This window comes from Nocardia sp. FDAARGOS_372 (genome assembly GCF_002554515.1).
Lineage (GTDB): Bacteria > Actinomycetota > Actinomycetes > Mycobacteriales > Mycobacteriaceae > Nocardia > Nocardia farcinica.
The window spans coordinates 5,057,886-5,081,162 of sequence record NZ_PDDW01000001.1; the positions used below are offsets into that span (position 1 = coordinate 5,057,886).

Genomic DNA, 23,277 nt, shown 5'->3' on the forward strand with positions numbered 1-23,277 from the left:
TGAACAATCCGCAGGTCACCGGCGGATGCGCACCATGAGGGGACGACATGCACGCAATCGCGATCGGATGGATAGACCCGTGTTCGCCGACATCGGAATGGGACACCGCGCAGGTGCGGCGGCTCGCGCGGCGGTTGGGGTACACGCTGCGCTGGGCCGATCCGGGCTCGGTGCTGGGCCTGGCCGAGCAGGTGGAGTCGTCGGGGGTCGACGCGGTGCTGCTGCCGTCGTCGGCCCACGTCGACGCGGTGACCTTGGATCGGCTCATGGCCGTGGCCGACGTCGAGTGCGCCGCGCCGCGCGCGTCGTTCGCGCGCTGGTCACAGCTCGGGGGATTGCACCGGTGAGCGGCGCGCAGCCGGTACGCCACCGCGGTGTCGAACCGGATCAAACGGACGACCCTCAAGTACAGGTCTAGCCGCCGATAACCGACCCTTATCGGCGGTCAGCGCCGGGCAAGTCGGGCGGTCAGAACTCGAACATGTCGGGGTACATCTTCGCGACCCGTTCCGCGTTCTGCGCCGCCCCGTGATCGGCCTGCTCGCGGCCCTCCAGAACAAGGCTCTTGTCGATCATCACACCGAAGACGACAGCCCACCCCTTCGCCTCCGCCGCGTCCGAAGCGGCCTTGACCTTGGACAGCGCTTCCTCGGCGGTCGCCAGTGCTTCGGCGGCCATCTTCGCCCGGCGCAGCCTCGCGCCACCGATGGCCGTTTCGGTCAGCTCCCGCGTGGAGGCGGCATCGAACCGGATGCCGTGCTCTTTGGCGAGCCGCGACAGATCGCCCTTGTCACGCCCGAGCCGCGCAGCGATAGCGGTCAGGCTCAGCCCTTCCTCGGTGCGCAGCCTCCGTACCTGCTCGACCAGCCCGGCATCGGTTTTCGCCGGAACAACGTTGGTCACTTGATCAACTCCTCGACTTCGGGCGGCAGGGCGGGCAATCCCCGGCGTCGGGCGTACTCACGCGCGGCGTCGATATCCAGCCGCAGCGCGTGCCGACGTATCCGCTTCATGAGCGCGATCGCCTTCCGGTCCCCGGACGCGAAGGCGGGGGCGAGCCCCCGCACCATGAGGCCGATGTCCTGTAGTTGGCGAAGGATTACGACCTCGGGTTCGACCGCGATCACACCGCGCGCAGCCTCGTGTTCGACGGATTCCCACACGCTCATGCCGCGCCCCCTTCCGGGGTGCGGACGGTACGCGGGTCGATGCGCTGCCGGTACGCCCATCGCACCGTGCCGATGTCCACGCCGGACCGAACGCCCAGGGCGCGCTCGATGTCGGCGGGCGTCGCCTTGCCGTACTTGTACAACCACGTAGCCAGGCGGCGAATCGCGGGCATGGCGAACCGGACATCGGGCTCGATATGTCGCGGCATGCGCCCGCGCATGAGCGTCCGGTCCTCCGGGGACGCCTCCGCGAACGCCGCCCGAATGGCGTCCTCCGGCGGGCAATCTCCGTGGGTGTGCATCAGCTCGGCGAACGGCCCGGCCCACGCGATATCAGCGTGGTGCTGCCGATCAACGGTGAATTTCACGCGGCCGTCTTCGGCGGTCGCCCAGCACTCCACGATCTTCGCGCCGCGCAGCGCGGCAATGACCGCGTGTCCGGCCTCGTGGACGCACAACTGGAACCGGGCCATCGCGTCGTCGTCGGACGGGCGCGACCGGCGGCCCGTCGCGGGTGTCGTGGTCGTCGTGCTCATCGGGTCACCTCCACGTTCTTGATCTTCCGCGCGGCAGCGAACGCGGCCGCCTCGGCGGCGTGCCGGGCTCGCAGTGCCTTTCGCTCGGCGGCGTGCCGTGCGCGCAGCGCCTCCACGGCGCGCCGCTCGGCGTCCGGGCGCGGCACCGCGTCGGTCACCGCCGCGCGATCCGCCGCCGCGGCGAGCCGACGCACCACGCCGTCCAGCTCGCGCAGCCGGGCGACGAGCCAATCGCTGAGCGGTTGGTCGCCGACGGTGCGGTGAGGCCATGCCAGCTCCGCGGCCAGCGGCGCGTCCAACCGGCGCACGGCCGCTGCAACGGACTCCACCCACGACCGTTGCCGCAGCGCGGCGGCGTCGATCTCCGGCAGCTCGGGGGCGTCCGCGCGCACGACACGCGCAATCGCGGCCAGTACGTCGGTCAAGGCGGTCGGCCGGTCGGCGTACGGGGTCTCGTCGGGCGCACGCCGCAGCGCGTAGCGCAGCCGGGGTGCCCACCGGTCCGGGTCGGCCGCCAGGCGCTCGGCCAGCGGCGCGAGCACGGCGGCGACTTCCGCCGACAACACGAACTCCGGGCCGTACTCGACGGTCAAGTGCGAGCGCCGCCGCGCGCGCTTGGTCTCCTGCGAGTCGGCGGAGTGGTCGCGTACGTGCTGCGCGTACTGGCGCGGGATGCGGTAGCCCTTTTCGCCCGAGATCGGGCGCGGGGGCTCGGCGGTGCGGTTCTCGTTCACCGCCTTGATGTGACGCTCGGGGGTGAGGCCGATGTTGCGGCGGGCTCGGCGAAACATGCTGGTACTCCTCAGATTTGCAAAGTGGTTGTCGGAATGTGATCTATTCGATGGCCTATTCGGTGAGCAGGAACCGCGCGGGCCAGGTGTCGGTCCACCGGTGTCCGCAGTCAGGGCAGGCGTATTCACAGCGCACGGGCTCGGTTCCGCCGGGCCAGCTCAGCGCCTGCTCGCAGACCACCGCCATATGCCGGGGGCGGCCGTCGCGCACGCACCTGCGGCAGTGGGACGGCGCGAACACGATGCCCAGGTCGGCGGTCGGCTCGGTCAGGAGGTGCGGCATGATGGGTCTCCCTATCTCGGTTGGGTTTCCGGCCCCGGACGGGTTGCACGGCCGTCCGGGGCCGTTTCTGTGTGCGGGTAGGGGTCAGGGTCGGTCGTGCGCCATGCGCTCCGCAGCGGCGTGCTGGGCGTGCCGTTCGACCGCGGTGGGGCCGGTCTCAGCCGTCCACCTCCAGGTGGACCAGTAGGAGCCGGCCCCGCGCAGCCGGGCCACAGCCTCCGCGACGTCGGCGTCCTCGGGCACCATCGGAATCCGCACGCGGCGTTGGCCGGGCGGCAGCGGGCGGGCGCTCATCGCGCGCTCACGGATGCGTTCGGGTGCGGTCACTGCGCAGCCTCGTGTCGGGTCGGTTTGATGGGTCTGGTTGAGCGAATCGGGTTCGGGGGGACCGGGGGGACCGGGGGGACCGGGGGGACCGCAATCCCCTGTCGGGGGACCGATTTCCGCCCTATGCACGGAACTCGTGCGAAGTACGAAATTGCCTCTACCAGGAGAGATAGAGATATAGATGGGATCGCGGTATAGGCGAGAGCCCAAGAGTCGGGGGGACCGGTCCCCCCGGTCCCCCCACCGGTCGGGGGGACCAAATCGACGGTCGATAAGAGCTGTGGACCGTGCTTCATGCTCGCGCCACCTTGTCCCCGTCGAAAGTGACTGCGCCGGACTCGACCATGCGTTCCAGCGCAGCGTCCGCCAGCGGTCGGTCCGCGCCCTTGAACTTGGTCTTGCGCAACCCCGTCCGGCCCGTCCACAACACGGGCTCACCGGGCTGGAGCATGTCGAGGATGCGCCTGCCCAACCGATCCAGTGCGGTGTCCTTGCTGTCCACCGCTGCGGCCGTGGCGACCGCGAAGGCCCTTGCCGTCTTCGCCCGTTGCTCGGCCTGCTCGGCCTCCGTCTCCCGTGCCCAGTCCTCGGCGTCGCGTTGCACGGCCAGCGACACCGTGAACAGCATTTCCGCCAGTTCCCAGTCCTCGGCCTCCACCGTGGATCGGCCGCCGTCCAGAATCGCCAGCAGGGCAGCGGTACGGGCGAGCATCGCGGGCCGCTGGGATTCGAGCTGCGGAACGTCGACCGCGCCGCGCCGCCGGGCCAGCGAGTCCAGCCGAACGCGGCGGGCCAGATCGGCGCTCAGGCGCACCGATTCCACGGCGGTGAGGTCGACGACCAGCGGCCCCGGATCGTCCGGCACAGCGTCGATGTCGGGCGCGTAGGGGTCGGCCACCGGACCGAACAGGAAGCGCTGCGGGGTGCCGTTCTCCAGCTCGGCCGTGGTCAGCAGACGCGCCAGGACTTCACGCTGGAACCCGACGATCAGGCCCAACGAGAACTCCGTGATCTCGCGCCGGGATTCCGCGGTGGCGTTGGCATGTCCGCGAAGGTGCCCCGACCACGCCGACCGCAGCACAGCCGCGAGCGTCGATTGCCGCTGTTCCATCATCGCGAGCATTTCGCCCGCCTCGTCGGCGTGCAGCACGACCTTGTGCCGCACCTGCTTGCGCACCGAGACCCGTTTACCGGTCGCCGCGTCCAGCTCACGGACGCTGCCCATGTACGCCTCCGCGATGCCTTGCCCGGTGCCGAGCCCGAGCGCGCGCGGCACCTCCGTCGCCGCCACGAAACCCGCGACCTCCGGCGACGGCAGCTGCACCGACAGCAGCCGTTCAGCCGCACTCACCGCGGACGACTTGCCCACGCCAGAGGTGGAGACGAGACCGGCGTAGAAGGTCAGCGGCAGCGGCGACTTGATGCCGGTGTCCACGCGCACGGCCGGGTCCACGTGCGCGCCGAGCAGCGCCAGCACGGCCAGCAGCACGCCGTGAGGGGACTCGTCGCGCGACCATGCGGCATCGCGGATATGCCGCAGGAACCCGCGACGCTCCCAGAACTCCAGCGGCAGGCTCAGGGCGTCGGTGGTCGGCGTCGGGTCACCGAACGCCAATCCCCCCGTTCCCGCGAACCCCAGTGAGCCGCTGCGGTCGGCCTCGATGCCGAGTGCCCGCGTAGCGGCCCCCACGTCCGCGCCGTGCTCGAGCACGGCGACGAACTGGAGCTTGCTCACGGTGCGCACGTCCGTGCGCGCGGTCCACGCCTCCAACTCGGGACCGGGGTTGTCGGTCCAGATGTGCAGCGGCCGGTTATGCGGGTCGGAATCGGATTCCCAGTGCGAGCAGTCGGCGTCGTGCGCGGTCGCGGACTTGGAGCTGGCATGGTCGCCGGGGGCCGTCCACGTGGCGCAGCCGCACGAATCGGCGCGCCCGGCGTTGCGCCAGCCGTGCCGGGTCAGAAGTGCCGCCCAGGGCACGCGAGCGGCCCACTGGTCGATCGACAGGGCCAGCGGCGCGTCCGGCGATTCCGCGCGCCCAGGGCGCGGCTCAGGCCCGGCCGCGGCGACAGCGGCGCGCAGTGGCTCGGCGTAGCGGCGCACCGCACCGGCGGCGGAATAGGCACCCTCCGCACGCACGGAGGGCGGAATGAGCACGTAGCCCCTGGCGCCCTTGAGGTCACCCACCCGGCCGAGCGCCCGCGACGGAGGAACATCATCGTCGTCGCCGTCCACGGTGAACCAGAAGTGCCCGCCGTCGCGGTGCACCCACTGACCGGACTCATCGCGTTGGCCGGGGGTGCTCACCGTGGGCGCAGCGTCCTCGGCCAGACCCAGCAGTTGCCGCAGCGATCGAACCTGTCCGGCGGTGTCGCAGTCGACCACGACGAGCCGCGACGGCTCCAGCGCGACAGCGACGTTGACTGCGGTTCCCGCGCCGTACCGCTCGCGGTAGCGGGTGAGGAATTCGGCGAGGCGGTCCGGGTCGGCCGTCGCCAGGTACACCCCGCCCTTGGACTTCGCCCGGTCCCAGTTCGCCCGACCCTGCGCGCGGGCGGCATCCTTGGCCGCGCCGTCGGCCTCGCGCCGCTCGGAAGGGCTGCGCATGTCGACCGGTGCCTTGCCGCCGGGCTCGACCAGCAGCATGTGAAGCCCGAGCGCGCAGCCGGCGCGCAGCCAGGCATCGAGGACGGCCGCGGCCGAATCGGCGGCCGGAGCTGCGGCCAGCCAACCGGCGAGGGCATCCGCGCGGCCGTGATCGGCGGCGGTAGGATCGATCTCGTTCCTCACGAGGTGTTTCCTCTCTGCCCCGGCGGGCTCCGCACCCGCCGGGGCGTTTTCATGTCGGGCTGAATGCCGTTGCAGTGCGACGGTTTCCGTGCGTTGTCCGCACCGCGGCCGGATCAGCGGGAACGGGCCATCTCTCGCGACGGCGCAGCGGCGGCGGCGAGTAGGGCGGTGAGGCGGTCGACCTGCTCGGGGGTCAACGGCGGGGCCTGAGCCACTACGCGCGCGATGTATTCCGCGTAATCGGTGCGGGCGGAGGCATGTGCCGGGGGCTCCGGCGCGGGCTTGCGCCAGTTATCCAGGTCGTCGGGCTTGCGCCAGTTATCCAGGTCGTCGGGGTTGACGTAGTAGGACCTGCCGATGCGCTGCGCGGGCAGCTCGCCGCACGCGGCCCACCGGCGGGCGGTGTTGACGTGCACTCCGTACTTGGCCGCGACTTCGCGCAGGGTGAGGGTCCGGGTGGACATGAGATGAACGCTCCCGTGGTTCGAAACCGGTCCCCAATGGCGTTGCGAGGCGGGGCGTTGCGGCGGCGCGCGGAGAGCGCGGGAGGCCAGGGGCGGCGCGGAGCGTTGCGTGTCGGCCGGGGAATCTTGGAGCCGATGCGCACACATTAGCAACAATGCACACGCATTCGCAACATTGAAACATGCTGCACAACAGTGCAATTAGGTTGTCACGCTATCGAATGGCTACCACCAGTTACCTGACAGCTAAGTGTGTCTTATCCGCGGAACCGTGAAGACGACGCTGTTGTCCGGCCTGCTGGCCACCGTCGATCCTGCCGAGCGCATCGTCTGCGTGGAGGATGCGGCGGAGTTGGCCCCGCCGCATCCCCATGTCGTGCGGCTGGTCGCCCGCACCGCCAATGTCGAAGGCGTCGGCGAGGTGACGGTGCGCGACCTCGTGCGCCAGGCGCTGCGGATGCGCCCGGACCGCATCGTCGTCGGGGAGGTGCGCGGCGCCGAGGTCGTCGATCTACTGACCGCCCTGAACACCGGGCACGACGGGGGTGCGGGCACCGTCCACGCGAACTCGCCCCGGGAGGTGCCCGCACGGTTGGAAGCGTTGGCGGCACTGGGTGGCATGACACGGGCTGCCCTGCACAGTCAGCTCGCCGCGGCCGTGCAAGTGGTGCTGCACGTGCAGCGCGGTGCCGACGGCTCCCGCGGCTTGCGGGAGATCGGTCTGCTCGAGCCCGCGCACGACGGGCGTGTGCACATCGTCGCCGCGTGGCGGGCGGACGGCGGTCCCGCGCCCGCGGCGCCCCGGCTGGCCGAACTCTTCGCCGAACGGTCGATTCGATGAGCGGTGCCCTGGTGAGTCTCGCGGTGGCGCTGCTCGTGGCGCCCGGTCCGGCGGCAAGGCGTCGATTCGCCGGAATGTTCGGGAGCCCCCGCCCCGTGCCGTGGCAACGGGCGGTCCGGCCGGTCGGTGTCGGTGCCGCAGCGGGCGCGGTGCTGTGGACCGGTGTCGGGCCGCTGATCGCCGCGGCCGTGCTGTTCGGCACGTTCACCGTGCGGCACCGGCGGTCGCGGCGCGACCGGGAGCAATCCGCCGAGTGCGGCAGGCTGCTGGACGCGTTGGAAGCCGTGATCGGCGAACTACGTGTCGGTGCCCATCCGAGCGCGGCCGCCGAGGTGGCGGCACGCGAATCCGCGGGCGCCGCCGCGCGGGCCTTCGCGGTGTCCGCGGCACGCGGCAGGCTCGGCGGATCCGGTGCCGACGGGCTGCGCGACGAGCAGTCGGTGATCGGCGCCGAACTCGCGCGCATCGCGGACGCCTGGCAGGTCGCCGAGCGGCACGGCCTCGCGTTGGCCGAATTGCTCACCGCCGCGCGGGTCGATCTCGCCGGGCGTATCCGGTTCCGCGCCCGCAGCGCCGCGGCGATGGCGGGGGCGCGGGCGACGGCGTCCGTGCTCTCCGGACTGCCGCTGCTCGGCTTGGGGCTCGGCCAACTCATGGGCGCCGACCCGCTCCGCATCCTGTTCACCACGTCGGCGGGCGACATTCTGCTGCCGTTGGGAACCGCGCTGGCCTGTGCCGGACTGCTGTGGACGGACGCGATCACCCGAAAGGCCCTGGTGTGACCTATGTTCCAGCCCTCAGCCTCCGTCTGGGTCCTCCTCGCCGGCGCGCTGCTCTGCTGGCCCGTCCGCGCCGGGTTGGACACGCGCCTGGCCGCCCTCTACGCACCGGCCCCGCCGCCACCCATCCGGACCGTCGGGCCCGCGGACCCGCTGGTCGTGGCCTCGGTGTTCGACCTGCTCGCCGCCTGCCTGCGCGCCGGTCTGCCGATGGCCTCGGCCGCCAGAGCCGCGGCACCGGGCTCGCCGGGCGAGCTGGGGGCCGCCCTCCTGCGCGCGGCCGATCTGTTGGCGCTCGGCGCCGACGCCACCGACGCCTGGGAACGTGCCGCCCGCGAGGCCGCGGGCAGGCCGGGCGGCGCGGAGATCGAGTCGCTGGCGCGGATGGCGCGCCGGTCCGCTCGCTCGGGCTCGTCCCTCGCGGCGGCCGTCGCAGAACTCGCCGAACAGCATCGAGACACCGTGGAGGACGCCGCCGCGGCACGCGCCGAACGGGCGGGCGTGCTAATCAGCGGTCCGCTGGGCTTGTGCTTCCTCCCCGCCTTCCTGTGTCTCGGCATCGTCCCGGTGGTCGTCGGACTGGCCGGGCGCGTACTGGACGGGGGCCTGCTGTGACGGGCGGACCATCCTCGGCCACCGGATGCGGTGGCCCATCGAACGTCCCCGCGCGGACCAACCGCCGGGGTGAACAGAAAGGAATGTCGGTGCAGATCACCAATCCGACCGGACGTGTCCCACGACGGCTGGGCAGCCTGCTCATGGTGCGGCGCAGCCACGCGTCGCCGGTTCCGCCGACTGCCGCCGACGGCGAGGCGAACCCGCCGGCTCCCACCGCCTCAGCGGTGTGCTCTCCGCCGGCGGCGGCCGGAGTTCGGTCGTCCTCCGCGTCCGAGGAGTCGGGGTCAGCCGAATCGGTGGGGCGGAGCGGCGTGCAGGCGCAGCCGGTGGCCGTGGGGACATCGCCTGCCTCAACAGATCACGGCTCCCGCGGCGAGTTTTCGACCACCGCGGACCTTCGGCGTGCGGTCAGCTCCGAGCGGGTCGGCGTCGAGGGCGGCTGTCGTGTCGGGCGGGTACGTGCCGAGGGTGGTTGTGTTGACGTGCTCGGCGAGGCCCGTCCGTCGGCGGAACGACACGCGCTGCTGCGGCCGGCCCCTCCGGCCGAGAACGGAACGAGGCGGAGCCGAAGCGGGCGAGGTATTGCCCTGCCGCGCAGTGTGATTCGAGGTGGACAGGCGCAGGTTCACTCGGTAGTGAAAGGTCTCGTCCACTGGTGGGGAGCACGGGCGGAATCGAGCGCGCGGGTGCCCACCCAGCTCCACGCGGTGCCGCAGATCTCACTGCCCGCGCCCCTTCGTGCGACCCATCGGTCCGGGAGCGACACCACAACCGTCTGGGCCCTCAGGCGTCTCCGCACCGCCGTTCCCGCCCCCGGCGCGTCGTCTCGGCTCCCGCACACAGCGCGACGAATGAAGTCCACGTGGGGATTCCAGCGCGTGCGCGTCCGGCCATCGACGCCGCCCCCGAACCCCGCTGCCCCGGGTCGTCAGGTACCACCGAACCCATCCGTGCCGCCCGCGCGGTGGGCGTCGCAGGCCCGCCCGCGCGGACTCCGCCTCGCCGGCCTGCTCCGCCTCCTGCGAGCCCGCGCCCTGTCGCCGTCGGTCACTCGATCCTCGACTCCCGGTCGGCTGATACGACCGCCACATCGACCGGTGGAGGTACCGGCGCAGGTGCCCGAACCCACACCTGCATCACCAACGGATTCGACTGCGGCCCAGCTGGTTCCATCGTCCATGCCGATGCCGATGCCGATGCCGATGCCGATGCCGATGCCGATGCCGATACCGATGCCTGAGCGAAACCCCGAGACGGCCTCGGACGTGCCTTCGGTACCTCCTTCGGCACCATCCGCTGTCGGTGAGCCGGCCATGAGCCCACACGGTACGCACCCGCATTCCCCCTGCCGTGCGGCATCGACGCGTCCGACCGAAACGGGGGCGCTGCTCCCGGCCCCGCCCGCCCCGTCTGCGGGCCCGTCCGTCCCGGAGGCGGGGACCACGCCTTGCCGAACGGCCCTCGGCCCATCGTTCACGCGAGCGCTCCACCACGCCGCATCGGCAGCGCGCCGCACCCGGTTGGCAGCTCCCGCCCCGGCGGTGGCACCGGGAGCAGCACCGGCAGCGGTGAGCGGTGGTCTGCCTTCCGTCTCGGCACCGGCCACAACACCGGAGGTCGCGGCACCGGCCACAACGCCGGGGGTCTCGGCACCGCCGACAACGCCGGGGGTCTCGGCACCGCCGACAACGCCGGGGGTCTCGGCGCCGGCCACAACGCCGGGGGTCTTGGCGCCGGCCACGACACCGGAGGTCGCGCTCGACGGGGTGATGACGGCGAGGCCATCGATCGGCGTGCAGACCGATCCCTCGCTGGCGGCTCCGGATCCGGTACCGCTGGCGATGGCCCTCGATGCCGATCGCGCCGAGGCAGATACCCGGACATCGCTGGGCGACCAGCCGACGATTGTCGCTCCGCCCCACAGCGCGACCACCGCCGCGCCAGTCGCGACGACACCCGCTGCGTCGGCCGAGGCAGTCGCCCGCGGACCGGAACCCGAATCGGACCAGGGCGACGAGATCTCATCCGCCGATTCACGTTCCTCGCTGCGCTCGGTCGTCGACCGCACCGAGAACGGTGTCTGGCGGCTGCGAACCCGCCTCCTCCATGCGGCAGTAGCCGATGACGGCATGAGCACCGCCGAATACGCGATCGGCACGATCGCGGCGGCCGCCTTCGGCGCCGTGCTCTACGGAGTGGTCACCGGTGACTCCATCGTCGATGCACTGACCAAGATCATCGACAAGGCGCTCAACACCAGCGTGTGAGGTCGGGACGTGGGTGTTCCGGGCGGCGGCCGGATAACCTACGCCGCGTCCGCTCGAGTGCCGGGCTGCCTGTCGGGACGATGTTCGTGCTGCTCCGCCGGTCCAACGGCTTCGGGGCTCACCGTCCCGTGGGCCGGCGGCAGGTTACTCAGCGGCGCGGCCCCCAGTGCTCGGCGGCTCGTCGCATGGGCTCCGGTCGCGTGGCGGTTCGGTGGCTGTCCGCGCGGCGGTAGCACCTGGTGACGGGCTCGGATGGTCCAACGGCCCAACGGCCAACGGCGCAGTGGCCCAGCGACCCAACGGCCCGGTGGCCCCAGCGGCCGGGTGGTCCAGCGGCCCGGTGGCCTCAGCGGCCGGGTGGCCTCAGCGGCCGGGTGGTCCAGCGGCCGGGTGGTCCAGCGGCCCGGTGGCCTCAGCGGCCGGGTGGCCTCAGCGGCCGGGTGGCCCCTCAGCGGCCGGGTGGTCCAGTGGCCCGGTAGGCCATAGCGGCTCAGTGGCCATAGCGGCCCAGCGGCCCAGCGGCCCAGCCGCCCAGCGGCCTGGTGGCACGTGGACCGTGGCTCGAGACCTCCGGTTGCCGGGCGGGTCAGTGGCTCGCCGCTCGGTGGGTTGTGGCAGGGACGGTGGAGCGGGCCGTCGGGGGTGGGATGGGTTTGTCGGGAAAGGGGGTGGGTTATGTGCGTGGACGACGACCACGCGGTGCGCTCGGTCGCTGATCGTGGGTCGGGGCCGCTTGCCGACGACGCGGTGGGGCCGGTCGGTGGTCGAGAGGCGCGGCCATGCGGTCGCCGCGTGGTCGGGGACGAGTGTGGGGCCGTCACGGTGGAGGCCGCGATCGCGTTGGCGGCGATCATGGTGGTGATCGTCGTGTGTGTCGGGGCCTTGCTCGCGGCCTCGACGCAGGTGCGCTGCGTGGACGCCGCGCGAGAGGCGGCGCGGCTGGAGGCGCGGGGTGACCCGGTCGATGCCAGGGCTGCCGCCGAGCGCGTCGCGCCGCCGGGCGCCGATATCGCGATCCGGCGGGACGGCGACTTCGTCGTCGCGGTCGTGTCGGCTCGCGCGCCGCTGTTGCCACTGCGGTTACGCGGGGAAGCCGTCGCCGCCCGGGAACCGGGGCAGTAGACCGTGTCCGGGCGGGGTGGTGAGGAGGGTGGCGCCACGGTGTTCGCGTGTCTGGCGATCGTCGGGCTGATCGCGGTGACGCTGCTGATCGCGCAGGTCGGCACGGTGGTCGTCGCGCGTCACCGTGTTCAGGCCGCCGCCGATCTCGGTGCGTTGGCCGGGGCGGGCGCACTGCAGGCAGGGGCGGACGAGGCCTGCGCCGCGGCCGAAGCGGTGGTGCGTCGGATGGGGGCGCTGGTGAGCGAGTGCGAGGTGATGCGGTGGGACGTCACGGTGTCGGTGGAGCGGATTGTCCGAATGGGCGCGGCGGGTGCGCGGACTGTCCGAGCGAGTGCCCGGGCAGGTCCGGCGGAACAGGAAGACTGACCGGTATGTAAACGTTCCACAGTGGGTGTTCGACGCCGACGAATTCGGGAATACCGATGAGTTGATAATTACGATGAGGTATCTATTCCCGAAGATTCTCGGTAATTCAATTCACGTGCGCGGTGTTCGCGGTATCGGCCCGCCGCAATGCCGTAGTTAACATGAAACGAATCCTCTTTATTCGGACACGCACGAGCGTCGGCGGCAGCGTGCCGGCTACGCAGCTGCCGTCCGGTCATCGGCTCGGAAGTGGCGGCGTGGTCACGTCGCGGGGACGGGCAGGTCACGGCGTGAGATCTGCGCCTTGACCTGCGCCGACCGCCGCCGCCGACGTGCGGTCGAGTGCGCCGAGGACGGCCCGCAGCAGCCGGGCGGCGCCGTCCTTGTCCAGCGGGTTGTTGCCGTTGCCGCACTTGGGGGACTGCACGCACGACGGGCACCCGGTGGCGCAGCGGCAGGACCCGATGGCGGCGAGGGTCGCCGCCAGCCAGCGGCGCAGCTGGGCGAAGCCGCGCTCGGCGAAACCGGCGCCGCCGGGCTGGCCGTCATAGACGAAGACGGTGGGCAGGCCGGTGTCCGGGTGTTCGGCCGTGGAGACGCCACCGATGTCCCAGCGGTCGCAGGTGGCGACCAGCGGCAACAGGCCGATCGCGGCGTGCTCGGCGGCGTGCAGCGCCCCTGGGATGCGCCGTGCGTCGATGCCCGCTTCGGCCAGCAGATCGGGGGTGACCGTGTAGAAGACGGCTTTGGTGGGCAGGGTCTGGGCGGGCAGATCGAGTTCGACCAGGTCCATGACCTCGCCGGTGGGCAGCGTCCGTAGATAGCCGATCACCTGGCTGGTGACGCACACCTGAGCGAAGGCGCTGGTCACGCCGCCGTGGTGGCGCTCGGCCAGTACCGACTCGACGGTGAGTGAGGTGAGCTTGCGTGCGCTGGTGGTCCAGCCGGGGTCGCCCGCGTGGACGAAGGCCACGCCGTCGGTGAGGTCGAGTTCGTCCACCACGAAGGTCTCACCCTGGTGCAGGTGGACGGCGCCGGGGTGCAGGGTGGCCGGGGCCCGACCGGCATCCGCGGTGCCGAGCAGGCGGCCGGTCTCGCCGTCCACGATGGCCACGGGGGCGCCGATGCCGCCGCGCACGTCCACGTCGTCGTGCGGATGGGTGTGCGCGGTGATGTGCCAGCGGCCTGCGCCGGTCCGCGGCGCGACCCGGCGCCTGATCCGGCCCTGCGCGGCCAGGTCGGCGAGGACTCGGGTGGCGCCGAGCTCCTCGGCTTCGGCATCGGTCAGCGGGAGTTCGGCGGCCGCGCACAGCAGCTGGGGGCCCAGCACGTAGGGGTTGGTGGGGTCGGTGATGGTGGCCTCGACGGGCTTGTCCAGCAGCGCGTCGGGGTGATGGACGAGGTACGTGTCGAGGGGGTCGTCGGTGGCCACGAGCAGCACCAACGACCCTTGGCTACGCCGGCCCGCGCGGCCCGCCTGCTGCCAGAACGAGGCCACGGTGCCGGGGAAACCCGAGATGACAACGGCGTCCAGGCCCGCGATGTCGACGCCCAGTTCCAGCGCGTTGGTCGTCGCCGCGCCGAGCAGCCTGCCGTCGGACAACGCCGCCTCGAGTTCGCGCCGGTCCTCGGCCAGGTAGCCGGCTCGGTAGGCGGCCACGCGCTCGGTCAGCCGTGGATCGACCTCGCCCAGTAGTCCGCGGGCCTCCCGCGCGGCCAGTTCGGCGCCGCGGCGCGACCGCACGAACGTCAGCGTCCGCGCGCCCTCGACCACCAGGTCGGCCATGATGCGCGCCGCCTCGATCGTCGCGGAGCGTCGAACGGGTGCACCGTTTTCGCCGGTCGCGGCGGTGAGCGGCGGTTCCCAGAGCGCTACGGTGCGCGCGCCGCGCGGCGATCCGTCCTCGGTCACCGCCACGCACGGCGCGCCGATCAGCCGCGACGCGGCCGCCGCCGGATCGGCCGTGGTGGCCGAGCAGAGCACGAACACCGGATCGGCGCCGTAGTGCGCGGCGACGCGGCGCAGCCTGCGCAGCACCAGTGCCACGTGTGAACCGAAGACGCCCCGGTAGGCATGGCATTCGTCGACCACGACGTAGCGGAGTCTGCGAAACACCCGCGCCCACCGCTGATGCGACCGCAGCATGCCGACGTGCAGCATGTCCGGGTTGGTGAATATCCAGCGAGCGTTGTCGCGCACCCATTGCCGGATCTCGGCCGGGGTGTCGCCGTCGTAGGTGGCCGGGTGGACCTCGCGCAACGGGCCCTCGTGGGTGAGTTCGCCGAGGGCGCGCAGCTGGTCGGCACCCAGCGCCTTGGTCGGCGCGAGGTACAGGGCGGTCGCCCGCGGGTCCTCCCGCAGCGCCGTGAGCACCGGTAGCTGGTATCCCAGCGATTTCCCGGACGCGGTGCCGGTACTGACCACGACGTGCTGCCCGCCCGCGGCCAGCTCCGCGGTGCGGGTCTGGTGTGTCCACGGTGCGCCGATGCCGTACGTGTCCAGGGCCGCGATGACGTCGGGGTGGACCCACGCGGGCCACTCGGTGGTCTCGGCAGGCCGCGCGGGCAGGTCGACGGCGTGGGTGAGCCTGCGATCAGGACCGCCCCGTTGGACACGATTCAGCAACGATCGCCCGTAGCCGAGGGCCGGATCGGCGCCTGCGGCGTCCCCCATGTCCGCTCCTGTCACCACGACGCGGCCGCGAGAGGCTCGCGAAGTGTGAAACGTGCGTAGTTCGGACGCGTGACCAGTGTTTTCGATACCAAATAGCGACCTGGGTCACACCATGTTTGCCGAACTACTACCCGGTTATCCGATGGCAAACCGACCCGAAGTCTGGATTCGAGCATTCTCTCCCTCACCTGCGCATTCGCAAGATCAAGTTTTTTGCAAATTGTCGGTAACTCGACTGTTGAATTGCTCGAAGACATGGTTCACTGGTTCCTGGTCGCAAGCTTCTGTGTTCGAGGGACGGATCGAAAGTCCAAACCGTCAGCAGGATCGATGTTGCGAACGGTGTGCTTGGTGCTTTCCTTGCAGGGGGAACCAAGAGTACAGCGGTCGGAACGGACCCGGTGGACGAACCCAGTTGTCCGCCGTTCCGGTAAGAAAAGAGAAGGAACATAATGGCACAGGGAACTGTGAAGTGGTTCAACGCGGAGAAGGGGTTCGGCTTCATCGCGCCCGAGGACGGCTCGGCTGACGTCTTCGTCCACTACTCCGAGATCCAGGGGTCGGGCTTCCGCACCCTCGAGGAGAACCAGAAGGTCGAGTTCGAGGTCGGCCAGGGCACCAAGGGCCCGCAGGCCACCGGAGTGCGCGCGCTCAGCTGAGCACGCCCGATTCCAGCTTCGTCCCTCATCACCGGCATCGGGATGAGGGACGAGCTGTATCCGGGGTAGGGACGTGACACCGGGCGCCCGCCCGCGCCGCAGCGCCGATCGGCCCCCGCCGAACCGCTGCCGACAACGCGCGGTCCGCCGAGCGCGCCCGGGACGGCGCCGCGGGCGGTGACATGCCGCCCGACGGGCGGGTCCGAACTACCATCTGCCATCACGTACGCTCGGTGGTTCGGGTCGCAAGCGCTCGACCGCTGCCGTCCTCAAGGTATAAACGTCTCTGGTAGCGATGTTCCTCGTCGCCGCTTGCCCCAGCCGCGCACCACACGCGAACAGCGCGTCGCGCGGGTCGAGAAGGAAAGGTGTATTCGCCGGTGGCAACACGAGACCGCGGTGCAGCCGACCAGGGCCGTCCCCTGCGTCGTCTCGTGATCGTCGAGTCCCCGACCAAGGCCCGCAAGATTGCGCCCTACCTGGGCCGCAACTACACGGTGGAGGCCTCGGTCGGTCATATCCGCGACCTGCCGCGCGGCGCCGCCGATGTGCCGGCCAAATACAAAGGACAGCCCTGGGCTCGCCTCGGCGTCGACGTCGACAACGACTTCGAGCCCATCTACGTGGTGAGCCCGGACAAGAAGGCCAAGGTCACCGAGCTCAAGAGCCTGCTCGCCGACGCCGACGAGCTCTACCTCGCCACCGACCCCGACCGCGAGGGCGAGGCCATCGCCTGGCACCTGCTCGAGACCCTCAAGCCCAAGGTGCCGGTGCGCCGGATGGTCTTCCACGAGATCACCGAGCCCGCCATCCGCGCGGCCGCGGCCGACACCAGGGAACTCGACCCGGACCTGGTCGACGCGCAGGAGACCCGCCGCATCCTCGACCGCCTCTACGGCTACGAGGTCAGCCCGGTGCTGTGGAAGAAGGTCATGCCGAAGCTCTCGGCGGGCCGGGTGCAGTCGGTGGCGACCCGGGTGATCGTGCAGCGCGAGCGCGAGCGCATGGCGTTCCGCTCCGCGGAGTACTGGGACATCGCCGCCAAGCTGGACGCGGGAACCGACGAGCAGAGCGATGCGGCGAACCCGCGCACGTTCGGCGCGCGACTGGTGAACGTCGACGGCGCCCGGGTGGCCAGCGGCCGCGATTTCGGTCCCGACGGACAACTGAAGTCGGCCTCCGGTGTGGTGGTGCTGGACGAGGCCCGCGCCCGCCGGCTCGCCGAGGCGCTCGACGGCGTCGACCTCGCGGTCACCTCGGCCGAGTCCAAGCCGTACTCGCGCAAGCCGTACCCGCCGTTCATGACCTCGACCCTGCAGCAGGAGGCGGGCCGCAAGCTGCGCTTCACCTCCGAGCGCACCATGCGCGTCGCGCAGCGGTTGTACGAGAACGGCTACATCACCTATATGCGCACCGACTCCACCACACTGTCGGAGTCGGCGATCGCGGCGGCCCGCTCGCAGGCCACCCAGCTCTACGGCGCCGAGTACGTGCATCCGTCGCCGCGCCAGTACAACCGCAAGGTCAAGAACGCGCAGGAGGCACACGAGGCGATCCGTCCGGCGGGCGACACCTTCGCCACCCCGGGCCAGCTGCACTCGCGCCTGGACAACGACGAATTCCGGCTCTACGAACTGATCTGGCAGCGCACCGTCGCCTCCCAGATGGCCGACGCGCGCGGCACCACGCTGACCCTGCGCATCACCGGTGTCGCGGGTACCGGTGAGGAGTGCGTGTTCTCCGCGTCCGGTCGCACCATCACCTTCCCCGGCTTCCTCAAGGCCTACGTCGAGAGCGTGGACGAGGAGGCGGGCGGGCAGTCCGACGACGCCGAATCCCGGCTGCCCGCGCTGGAAGAGGGCCAGAACGTCACCGCGATCGAGCTGAACCCCGACGGGCACAGCACGAATCCGCCCGCCCGCTACACCGAGGCCTCGCTCATCAAGGCGCTCGAGGAACTGGGCATCGGCCGCCCCTCGACGTATTCGTCCATCATCAAGACCATCCTGGACCGCGGTTACGTCTACAAGCGCGGCAGCGCGCTGGTGCCCTCGTGGGTGGCGTTCGCGGTCGTCGGTCTGCTCGAGGCGTACTTCGGCAGGCTCGTCGACTTCGACTTCACCGCCGCGATGGAAGACGATCTCGATGCCATCGCCTCCGGCCGGGAACGGCGCGGAAACTGGTTGTCCAGCTTCTACTTCGGAGGCGACAGCGGTGTGGAGGGGTCGGTCGCGCGCTCGGGCGGGCTGAAGAAGATGGTCGGCGAACAGCTCGACGACATCGACGCCCGCGAGGTGAACTCGATCAAGCTGTTCACCGACGGCGAGGGTCGCGACGTGGTGGTCCGGGTCGGCCGCTACGGCCCGTATCTGGAGCGCCTGGTCACCGATCCCGATGACCCGGACGGTGATCCGATCTCGCAGCGGGCGAACCTGCCCGACGATCTGCCGCCGGACGAGCTGACCCCGGAGGTCGCCGAGAAGCTGTTCGCCACCCCGCAGGAGGGGCGCAGCCTCGGCGTAGATCCGGCCACCGGGCACGAAATCGTCGCCAAGGAAGGGCGTTTCGGTCCGTACGTCACCGAGATCCTGCCGGAGCCCGCCACCGAGGAGGGTGCCAAGAAGACGGCGGCGAAGAAGACCGCGCCGAAACCGCGCACGGGCTCGCTGTTCAAGTCGATGGATCTCGCCTCGATCACCCTCGACGACGCGCTGAAGCTGCTGTCGTTGCCCCGGGTGGTCGGCACCGATCCGGCCACCGGCGAGGAGATCACCGCGCAGAACGGCCGGTACGGGCCGTACCTGAAGAAGGGCACCGATTCCCGTTCGCTGGCGTCGGAGGACCAGATCTTCACCATCACCCTCGACGAGGCGCTCAAGATCTATGCCGAGCCCAAGCGCCGTGGCGGCCAATCGGCCAGCGCCGCGCCGCTGCGGGAACTCGGCACCGATCCGGTGTCCGGCAAGCCGATGGTGATCAAGGACGGCCGCTTCGGCCCGTACGTCACCGACGGCGAGACCAACGCCAGCCTGCGCAAGGGCGACGAGGTCGAGTCGATCACCGACGAGCGGGCGGCCGAACTGCTCGCCGACCGCCGCGCGCGGGGACCGGTCAAGAAGACGGCCAAGAAGGCGGCGAAGAAGACCGCCGCCAAGAAGACCACCGCGACCAAGGCGGCCGCGACCAAGACGGCGGCGACCAAGACCACGGCGAAGAAGACCACCGCGAAGAAGACGACGGCCGCGAAGAAAACCGCGGCCAAGAAGGCGCCGGCCAAGTCGACGGCCGAGAACTCCTGAGTCGGCTCGGCGCCGGTGTCCGAGCCTGCGGTTAGGGTGTCAGACGTGGCGGGTGTCTTCGATCGGTTGGTCGGCCAGGACGCGGTCGAGTCCGAGTTGACGGCCGCGGCGGTCGCGGCGCGCGCGGGTTCCGTCGAGGGGGCGATGACGCACTCCTGGCTGTTCACCGGCCCGCCCGGTTCCGGGCGTTCCGTCGCCGCGCTGTGCTTCGCCGCGGCCCTGCAGTGCACCGACCCGGGCACGCCCGGTTGCGGCCGCTGTCACGCGTGCACCACCACGATGGCGGGCACCCACGGCGACGTGCGACGGGTGGTGCCCGAGGGACTGAGCATCAGCACCAAGGAGATGCGCGAGATCGTGCAGATCGCCTCGCGCAGGCCCAGCACCGGACGGTGGCAGGTGGTCGTCATCGAGGACGCCGACCGGCTCACCGAGGCGGCGGGCAACGTGCTGTTGAAGGTGGTGGAGGAGCCGCCGGAACGCACGGTGTTCCTGCTGTGCGCGCCGTCGGTCGATCCCGAGGACATCTCCGTCACGTTGCGCTCGCGTTGTCGGCACGTGCACCTGGTGACGCCCTCGGTCGCCGCGATCGCCACCGTCCTGCGGGAACGCGACGGCCTGGACGCGAAGACCGCCGAGTGGGCGGCGTCGGTCAGCGGGGGGCACGTCGGCCGGGCCCGCCGCCTGGCCACCGACGCCCACGCCCGCGAACGCCGGCAGCGCGCGCTGGCCCTGGCCGCGGCGGCCGCCCGTCCCGGCGCTGCCTACGCCGCCGCCGACGAGCTGGTCAAGGCCGCCGACGACGAAGCCAAGGAGATGAGCGCCGAACGCGACGAACGTGAACGCGAGGAACTCGCCACCGCCCTCGGTGCGGGCGGCACCGGCAAGGGCGCCGCGAGCGCCACCCGCGGCTCGGCAGGCGTGCTCAAGGAGCTCGAACGCAGGCAGAAGTCCCGCGCCACCCGCACCGGCCGCGACGCCCTCGACCGTGCCCTCATCGACGTCGCCGGTCTCTACCGGGACGCCCTCGCCGTCCGCTTCGCCGCCCACGACGCCGACGCGGTCACCCTCACCCACCCCGACATGACCGAGCAGATCCACGACCTCGCCGACCGCGTGCCCCCCGAGGGCCTGCTCCGCTCCATCGACGCCGTGCTGGCCTGCCGCGAAGCCCTCGACCTCAACGTCAAACCCCGCTTCGCCGTCGCCGCCATGGTCGCCACCCTCATCGCCGCCCAATCCGGCTGACCACCCGTTTTCGCGATCCGGCGCCGGAGACGATAGACTCGCGACGCCGGAAGGCACGCCGCCTTAGCTCAGTCGGTAGAGCGCTTCACTCGTAATGAAAAGGTCGGGGGTTCGATTCCCCCAGGCGGCTCCACTCGGAAACTGGCGTTAACCGGCCGATTTCCGACCCCGCTGACGTTTGCGGCGAGATGCCGCAGTGCCCGTCTTGTCACGATTTGTCACAACGGCCTCCAAAGTGCCCGCCGCGGCGGCCAAATGCATCTGCACATAGGTCCGCATCGTGAAGGCGCTGTCAGCGTGCCCCAGCCACTCTGAAATCACCGCGATAGGGACACCTTGCAGATGCATCAATGTCCCGCAGGTGTGACGGGCATCATGCAAGCGAATCCGACGCACTCCCGCCGTCTTGATGATCTACTCCCAGTAGTCCGTCAGGGTGTCCGGATGATACGAGCAGCCTGCCTGATCAACCACCACGTGAGTTCCAGGCCCGTACGCCTCACCGAGTGCCAGCTTCTCTGCTGCTTGCCGCTTCCGCGCCGCCTCAAGAGCGCCCGCGGCGGCGCTGACGCGCCGCCGCGGGCGCGGTGGGTCCTGTTCGGCTCCAAGGGCATCCGCTTTGGCGACTGGGTAGTGTACGGCCACCCATTCCTGTCTGATCGCTTTACGCAACGATCCAGCAGTGCTGGGCACGTCGTCTGCCCTATCGGGCTTACCTCCCGCAGCCGAGCACGAATCGGCCGGCACTGTGCCCGGTCAACCGGCTGTGATCCCGTTCGACAGATTCGGAAGAACGAGGATCGGTGCGTCGACGGGGTGGTGCGTCGGGCCGCGGAGCGAGGGCGCCGTAGCCCCCTGGCGGTCAGTGGCGGTCGGCGGGGTCGCCGGTCTCGGCGCCGGGTGCAGGTCCCGGAGGTAGTGGGCGGGCAGCGGGACCGGTCGGTGGTCACCTCCGGTTCCGAGGTCGGTGGCGGGGGCGGTGCAGCCGCGACGATGGGCGCAGACCGTGCCGGGGGTGATGGCCGAGGTCCTTCCGTGGTCGGCGGTATCAGCCCAGGGGTGTACCAGACCGCACCCACCCCGGCAAAGGCCAAGCGGTGTCGGCCCCCGAGGGGGTACGCGGCGACATTCCCTCAAGACGGCCGCGCGGCGGTTATTTCAAACAGAAGGGCCGCGCACCCCTCGGGTGCCGAGCCTTTGCCGGGGCGGGCGCGGCCTGGTCCAGGCGGAGCCCAGATACCACCAACCAGGGAAGGACCCAACCATGACCATCACCCCCGGCACGATCTGCGTCATCCGCGACTGCACCGCCCCGCCACCGACCTCTACACCTACCAGTGGCAGCTGCGCACCCACCACGAGCCCCGCTGCCGCGCCCACTACCTCCAGGGCCTGCGCAACGACCGCTACCTCACCTACGACCCCGCCGACCGCCACTGACCGCCGGGGGGCCACGGCCCCCTCTTTCCCTTGCCCTCCTATCTGGCAAACGATTCCGCGACCTCCGGCCGCGTGGCCCTGATCGGTGGTGGCCTGCATTGTGATCCCGCGCCCCTCACGCCTCAAGGGCGCCTACGGCGTCAGCTTCGCTGGTGGGCATCCGCCCTCCCTTGGTCCGTGAGCCTCTGCGCGCGAAGGGCAGGCCCTAAGGGGCAGGCGGTGAAGCCAGCCCCCGAGCAACCCACCACCGACCAGGGCCAGACCTTCCGCCCGTGCAACATACGTGCGACATGTCCCGGTATTCGGCGGACAACCACGGTCAAGAACCGACCAATGCCCCCAGGGGGTATAGACGCAAAAATCCCCCTGACCAGGTGTTATGACAGGGGGACTTTGTGGCCAGGGCCGGGATCGAACCGGCGACCTTCCGCTTTCAGTCAGATGCCGCCACAGCAGGATGCCGTTTGAACGTCATTTCTTCTTGTCAACTTGCAGACGCAAAGGAGGCAACGACTTCACGCTCTTACGACTGGTCGACATCGTCGAAACCTTGCCAGAAACGCGGGTAGCGCGAACTGCGGCGCCTTCTGGCCCGCCCCGATAGGTGGTCTGTCGACTAGCTGCGTTGCTGCTGTTACTGGTGTTCATGGCAGGTCTCTCTTCCGGTCCTCGATCGGCGGGCCGTTTCCGATAGTGTGGCACGTCGTCCCCTTCTCGTCACGCAGGGCTTCACCGCATGCCTAGATTGAGGGCGCGATCGAAGAAGTGCTTCCGCTTCACCCAGACGAACCCCTCATGTCGCGTGATCGCCGCGATCTCGATCGGGCCGCCGACAGTAGGGCTACCCGGCGAGAATCGGACAAAACCAATCGTGGTCTGGACTAAGAATTCAGCCAAGTCGATCGCATCCTGGATCGGCATCGGAGGGACGACCAACTGTGTCTGGAGTTGTTGTTGAAGCGCCAGTGTGTAGGGCATCACGTCCTCTTCTGGTACACCAAGGTTCGCCAGCGCTCGGGGCATAGCAGAACTCATGCCGTTGAGGATTCTGGAGATCGCTTCCGGCTGACCCCACGCCGATACTCCGACGTCCTCTGCGAGGACCGGGACGAGTTCCCCGCAGCCGTTCGGGCTCATTTGAAGCTGGTAGATCTCGGGAGTCTCGGCCTTAGCCGAGTATCCAGCGACAAGCAACCCGAGGGCCATCCTGTCGCCCTCCTCCGCGGTCGGTGGCTCCGGTATAGCTGCGACCATCGGCTCAAACTTCGTGTGCCAGAAGAACTCCTTGAACCTGCTTGTTACCTGGTCCATGGAGTAGTCAGGGCCCAAATGCCACTCGTCCAGCGGATCGGCGAACCTAGCTCGCAGGTCCTTTGCCAAGGTGGAAATGGAGGCCTGACCGATGTTCCCTAGGCCCCAAGTCATCGCAGCGAGGGGCAGACCCTTCCTTAGGTTGAAGATCTTGTTGCCATTGTTGTACACGTTCAAGGCAAGAACAGCACCGCCCGCCACGGAGGCTCCGACGGAGGCAGCGCTGTCTGAAGCGAGGACGAACCCATCGTTGACACGGATCACCACTGCTACGGTCACCAGTTCAGTATCACGG

Annotated in this window: 21 protein-coding genes, 1 tRNA gene and 1 pseudogene; 12 read left to right on the forward strand and 11 right to left on the reverse strand. The window is 70.3% G+C overall.

The window, feature by feature from the left end; translation table 11 throughout:
• Nucleotides 1-47 precede the first annotated feature (47 nt).
• Entirely contained in the window at nt 48-347 is a 300-nt protein-coding gene (locus CRM89_RS23730; protein ID WP_098086303.1) for a hypothetical protein, read from the forward strand.
• A gap of 121 nt (nt 348-468) precedes the next feature.
• Here the strand turns inward: CRM89_RS23730 and CRM89_RS23735 are convergent, their stop codons facing one another.
• The 8 genes from CRM89_RS23735 to CRM89_RS23770 form a co-directional block, all read right to left on the reverse strand.
• On the reverse strand, nt 469-903 hold the full coding sequence (locus CRM89_RS23735) for a hypothetical protein (protein ID WP_098086306.1): 435 nt from the start codon (nt 901-903) through the stop codon (nt 469-471).
• Entirely contained in the window at nt 900-1,169 is a 270-nt protein-coding gene (locus tag CRM89_RS23740; protein WP_127516289.1) for a hypothetical protein, read from the reverse strand. Before CRM89_RS23740 ends, CRM89_RS23735 begins: the two co-directional genes overlap by 4 nt.
• Entirely contained in the window at nt 1,166-1,705 is a 540-nt protein-coding gene (locus tag CRM89_RS23745) for a hypothetical protein (RefSeq protein ID WP_098086311.1), read from the reverse strand. The genes CRM89_RS23740 and CRM89_RS23745 overlap by 4 nt, the downstream gene beginning before the upstream one ends.
• A complete protein-coding gene (locus tag CRM89_RS23750) occupies nt 1,702-2,496 on the reverse strand; it encodes a hypothetical protein (protein ID WP_098086313.1) in 795 nt (264 codons plus the stop codon). Before CRM89_RS23750 ends, CRM89_RS23745 begins: the two co-directional genes overlap by 4 nt.
• 55 nt (nt 2,497-2,551) lie before the next feature.
• A complete protein-coding gene (locus CRM89_RS23755; protein ID WP_098086316.1) occupies nt 2,552-2,779 on the reverse strand; it encodes a hypothetical protein in 228 nt (75 codons plus the stop codon).
• Between the two features lie 84 nt (nt 2,780-2,863).
• Complete coding sequence (locus CRM89_RS23760) at nt 2,864-3,106, reverse strand: hypothetical protein (RefSeq protein ID WP_098086318.1); 243 nt, start codon at nt 3,104-3,106, stop codon at nt 2,864-2,866.
• A gap of 292 nt (nt 3,107-3,398) precedes the next feature.
• Nucleotides 3,399-5,894 carry a bifunctional DNA primase/polymerase gene (locus CRM89_RS23765; protein ID WP_098086321.1) on the reverse strand — a complete coding sequence of 832 codons (2,496 nt, stop codon included), beginning with the start codon at nt 5,892-5,894 and terminating at the stop codon, nt 3,399-3,401.
• Between the two features lie 113 nt (nt 5,895-6,007).
• Nucleotides 6,008-6,358 carry a helix-turn-helix domain-containing protein gene (locus CRM89_RS23770; RefSeq protein ID WP_172964565.1) on the reverse strand — a complete coding sequence of 117 codons (351 nt, stop codon included), beginning with the start codon at nt 6,356-6,358 and terminating at the stop codon, nt 6,008-6,010.
• 265 nt (nt 6,359-6,623) lie between these two features.
• Between CRM89_RS23770 and CRM89_RS23775 the strand changes: the two are divergent.
• The 6 genes and pseudogenes from CRM89_RS23775 to CRM89_RS23800 all read left to right on the forward strand — a co-directional run.
• Nucleotides 6,624-7,199, forward strand: a pseudogene (locus CRM89_RS23775) (CpaF family protein); the annotation flags it as partial.
• Complete coding sequence (locus CRM89_RS23780; protein ID WP_098086329.1) at nt 7,196-7,981, forward strand: hypothetical protein; 786 nt, start codon at nt 7,196-7,198, stop codon at nt 7,979-7,981. The pseudogene CRM89_RS23775 and the gene CRM89_RS23780, both read left to right, overlap by 4 nt.
• A 3-nt stretch (nt 7,982-7,984) precedes the next feature.
• Nucleotides 7,985-8,593 carry a type II secretion system F family protein gene (locus CRM89_RS23785; protein ID WP_098086331.1) on the forward strand — a complete coding sequence of 203 codons (609 nt, stop codon included), beginning with the start codon at nt 7,985-7,987 and terminating at the stop codon, nt 8,591-8,593.
• A 2,090-nt stretch (nt 8,594-10,683) separates the two neighbouring features.
• Nucleotides 10,684-10,863, forward strand: a complete 180-nt coding sequence (locus CRM89_RS23790; protein ID WP_086850442.1) for a DUF4244 domain-containing protein — start codon at nt 10,684-10,686, stop codon at nt 10,861-10,863.
• 792 nt (nt 10,864-11,655) lie between these two features.
• Nucleotides 11,656-11,985 carry a TadE family type IV pilus minor pilin gene (locus CRM89_RS23795; RefSeq protein WP_098086334.1) on the forward strand — a complete coding sequence of 110 codons (330 nt, stop codon included), beginning with the start codon at nt 11,656-11,658 and terminating at the stop codon, nt 11,983-11,985.
• A 3-nt stretch (nt 11,986-11,988) separates the two neighbouring features.
• The gene (locus tag CRM89_RS23800) at nt 11,989-12,351 is read left to right on the forward strand and encodes an Rv3654c family TadE-like protein (protein WP_098086337.1); all 363 of its coding nucleotides are present in this window, start codon (nt 11,989-11,991) and stop codon (nt 12,349-12,351) included.
• A gap of 283 nt (nt 12,352-12,634) precedes the next feature.
• On the opposite strand, the gene CRM89_RS23805 is transcribed toward CRM89_RS23800, so the two are convergent.
• A complete protein-coding gene (locus CRM89_RS23805) occupies nt 12,635-15,025 on the reverse strand; it encodes a DEAD/DEAH box helicase (protein WP_098086340.1) in 2,391 nt (796 codons plus the stop codon).
• Between the two features lie 452 nt (nt 15,026-15,477).
• Between CRM89_RS23805 and CRM89_RS23810 the strand changes: the two genes are divergently transcribed.
• The 4 genes from CRM89_RS23810 to CRM89_RS23825 all read left to right on the forward strand — a co-directional run bounded on the left by CRM89_RS23810 (nt 15,478) and on the right by CRM89_RS23825 (nt 20,364).
• The gene (locus tag CRM89_RS23810; protein ID WP_011206895.1) at nt 15,478-15,684 is read left to right on the forward strand and encodes a cold-shock protein; all 207 of its coding nucleotides are present in this window, start codon (nt 15,478-15,480) and stop codon (nt 15,682-15,684) included.
• 380 nt (nt 15,685-16,064) lie between these two features.
• Nucleotides 16,065-18,983: a type I DNA topoisomerase gene (gene topA, locus CRM89_RS23815; RefSeq protein WP_098087101.1), complete on the forward strand. Its 2,919-nt coding sequence runs from the start codon at nt 16,065-16,067 to the stop codon at nt 18,981-18,983.
• A 45-nt stretch (nt 18,984-19,028) separates the two neighbouring features.
• The gene (locus CRM89_RS23820; protein WP_041559773.1) at nt 19,029-20,231 is read left to right on the forward strand and encodes a DNA polymerase III subunit delta'; all 1,203 of its coding nucleotides are present in this window, start codon (nt 19,029-19,031) and stop codon (nt 20,229-20,231) included.
• Between the two features lie 57 nt (nt 20,232-20,288).
• Nucleotides 20,289-20,364: transfer RNA gene (locus CRM89_RS23825), tRNA-Thr, on the forward strand.
• Nucleotides 20,365-20,378: 14 nt separating this feature from the next.
• Here the strand turns inward: CRM89_RS23825 and CRM89_RS32315 are convergent.
• Nucleotides 20,379-20,627, reverse strand: a complete 249-nt coding sequence (locus tag CRM89_RS32315; protein ID WP_324188827.1) for a tyrosine-type recombinase/integrase — start codon at nt 20,625-20,627, stop codon at nt 20,379-20,381.
• 801 nt (nt 20,628-21,428) lie between these two features.
• On the opposite strand from CRM89_RS32315, the gene CRM89_RS30525 reads away from it, so the two are divergent.
• The gene (locus CRM89_RS30525; RefSeq protein ID WP_127516291.1) at nt 21,429-21,671 is read left to right on the forward strand and encodes a hypothetical protein; all 243 of its coding nucleotides are present in this window, start codon (nt 21,429-21,431) and stop codon (nt 21,669-21,671) included.
• Nucleotides 21,672-22,400: 729 nt separating this feature from the next.
• On the opposite strand, the gene CRM89_RS23835 is transcribed toward CRM89_RS30525, so the two are convergent.
• A complete protein-coding gene (locus CRM89_RS23835; RefSeq protein WP_127516293.1) occupies nt 22,401-23,261 on the reverse strand; it encodes a hypothetical protein in 861 nt (286 codons plus the stop codon).
• Nucleotides 23,262-23,277: the final 16 nt, after the last annotated feature.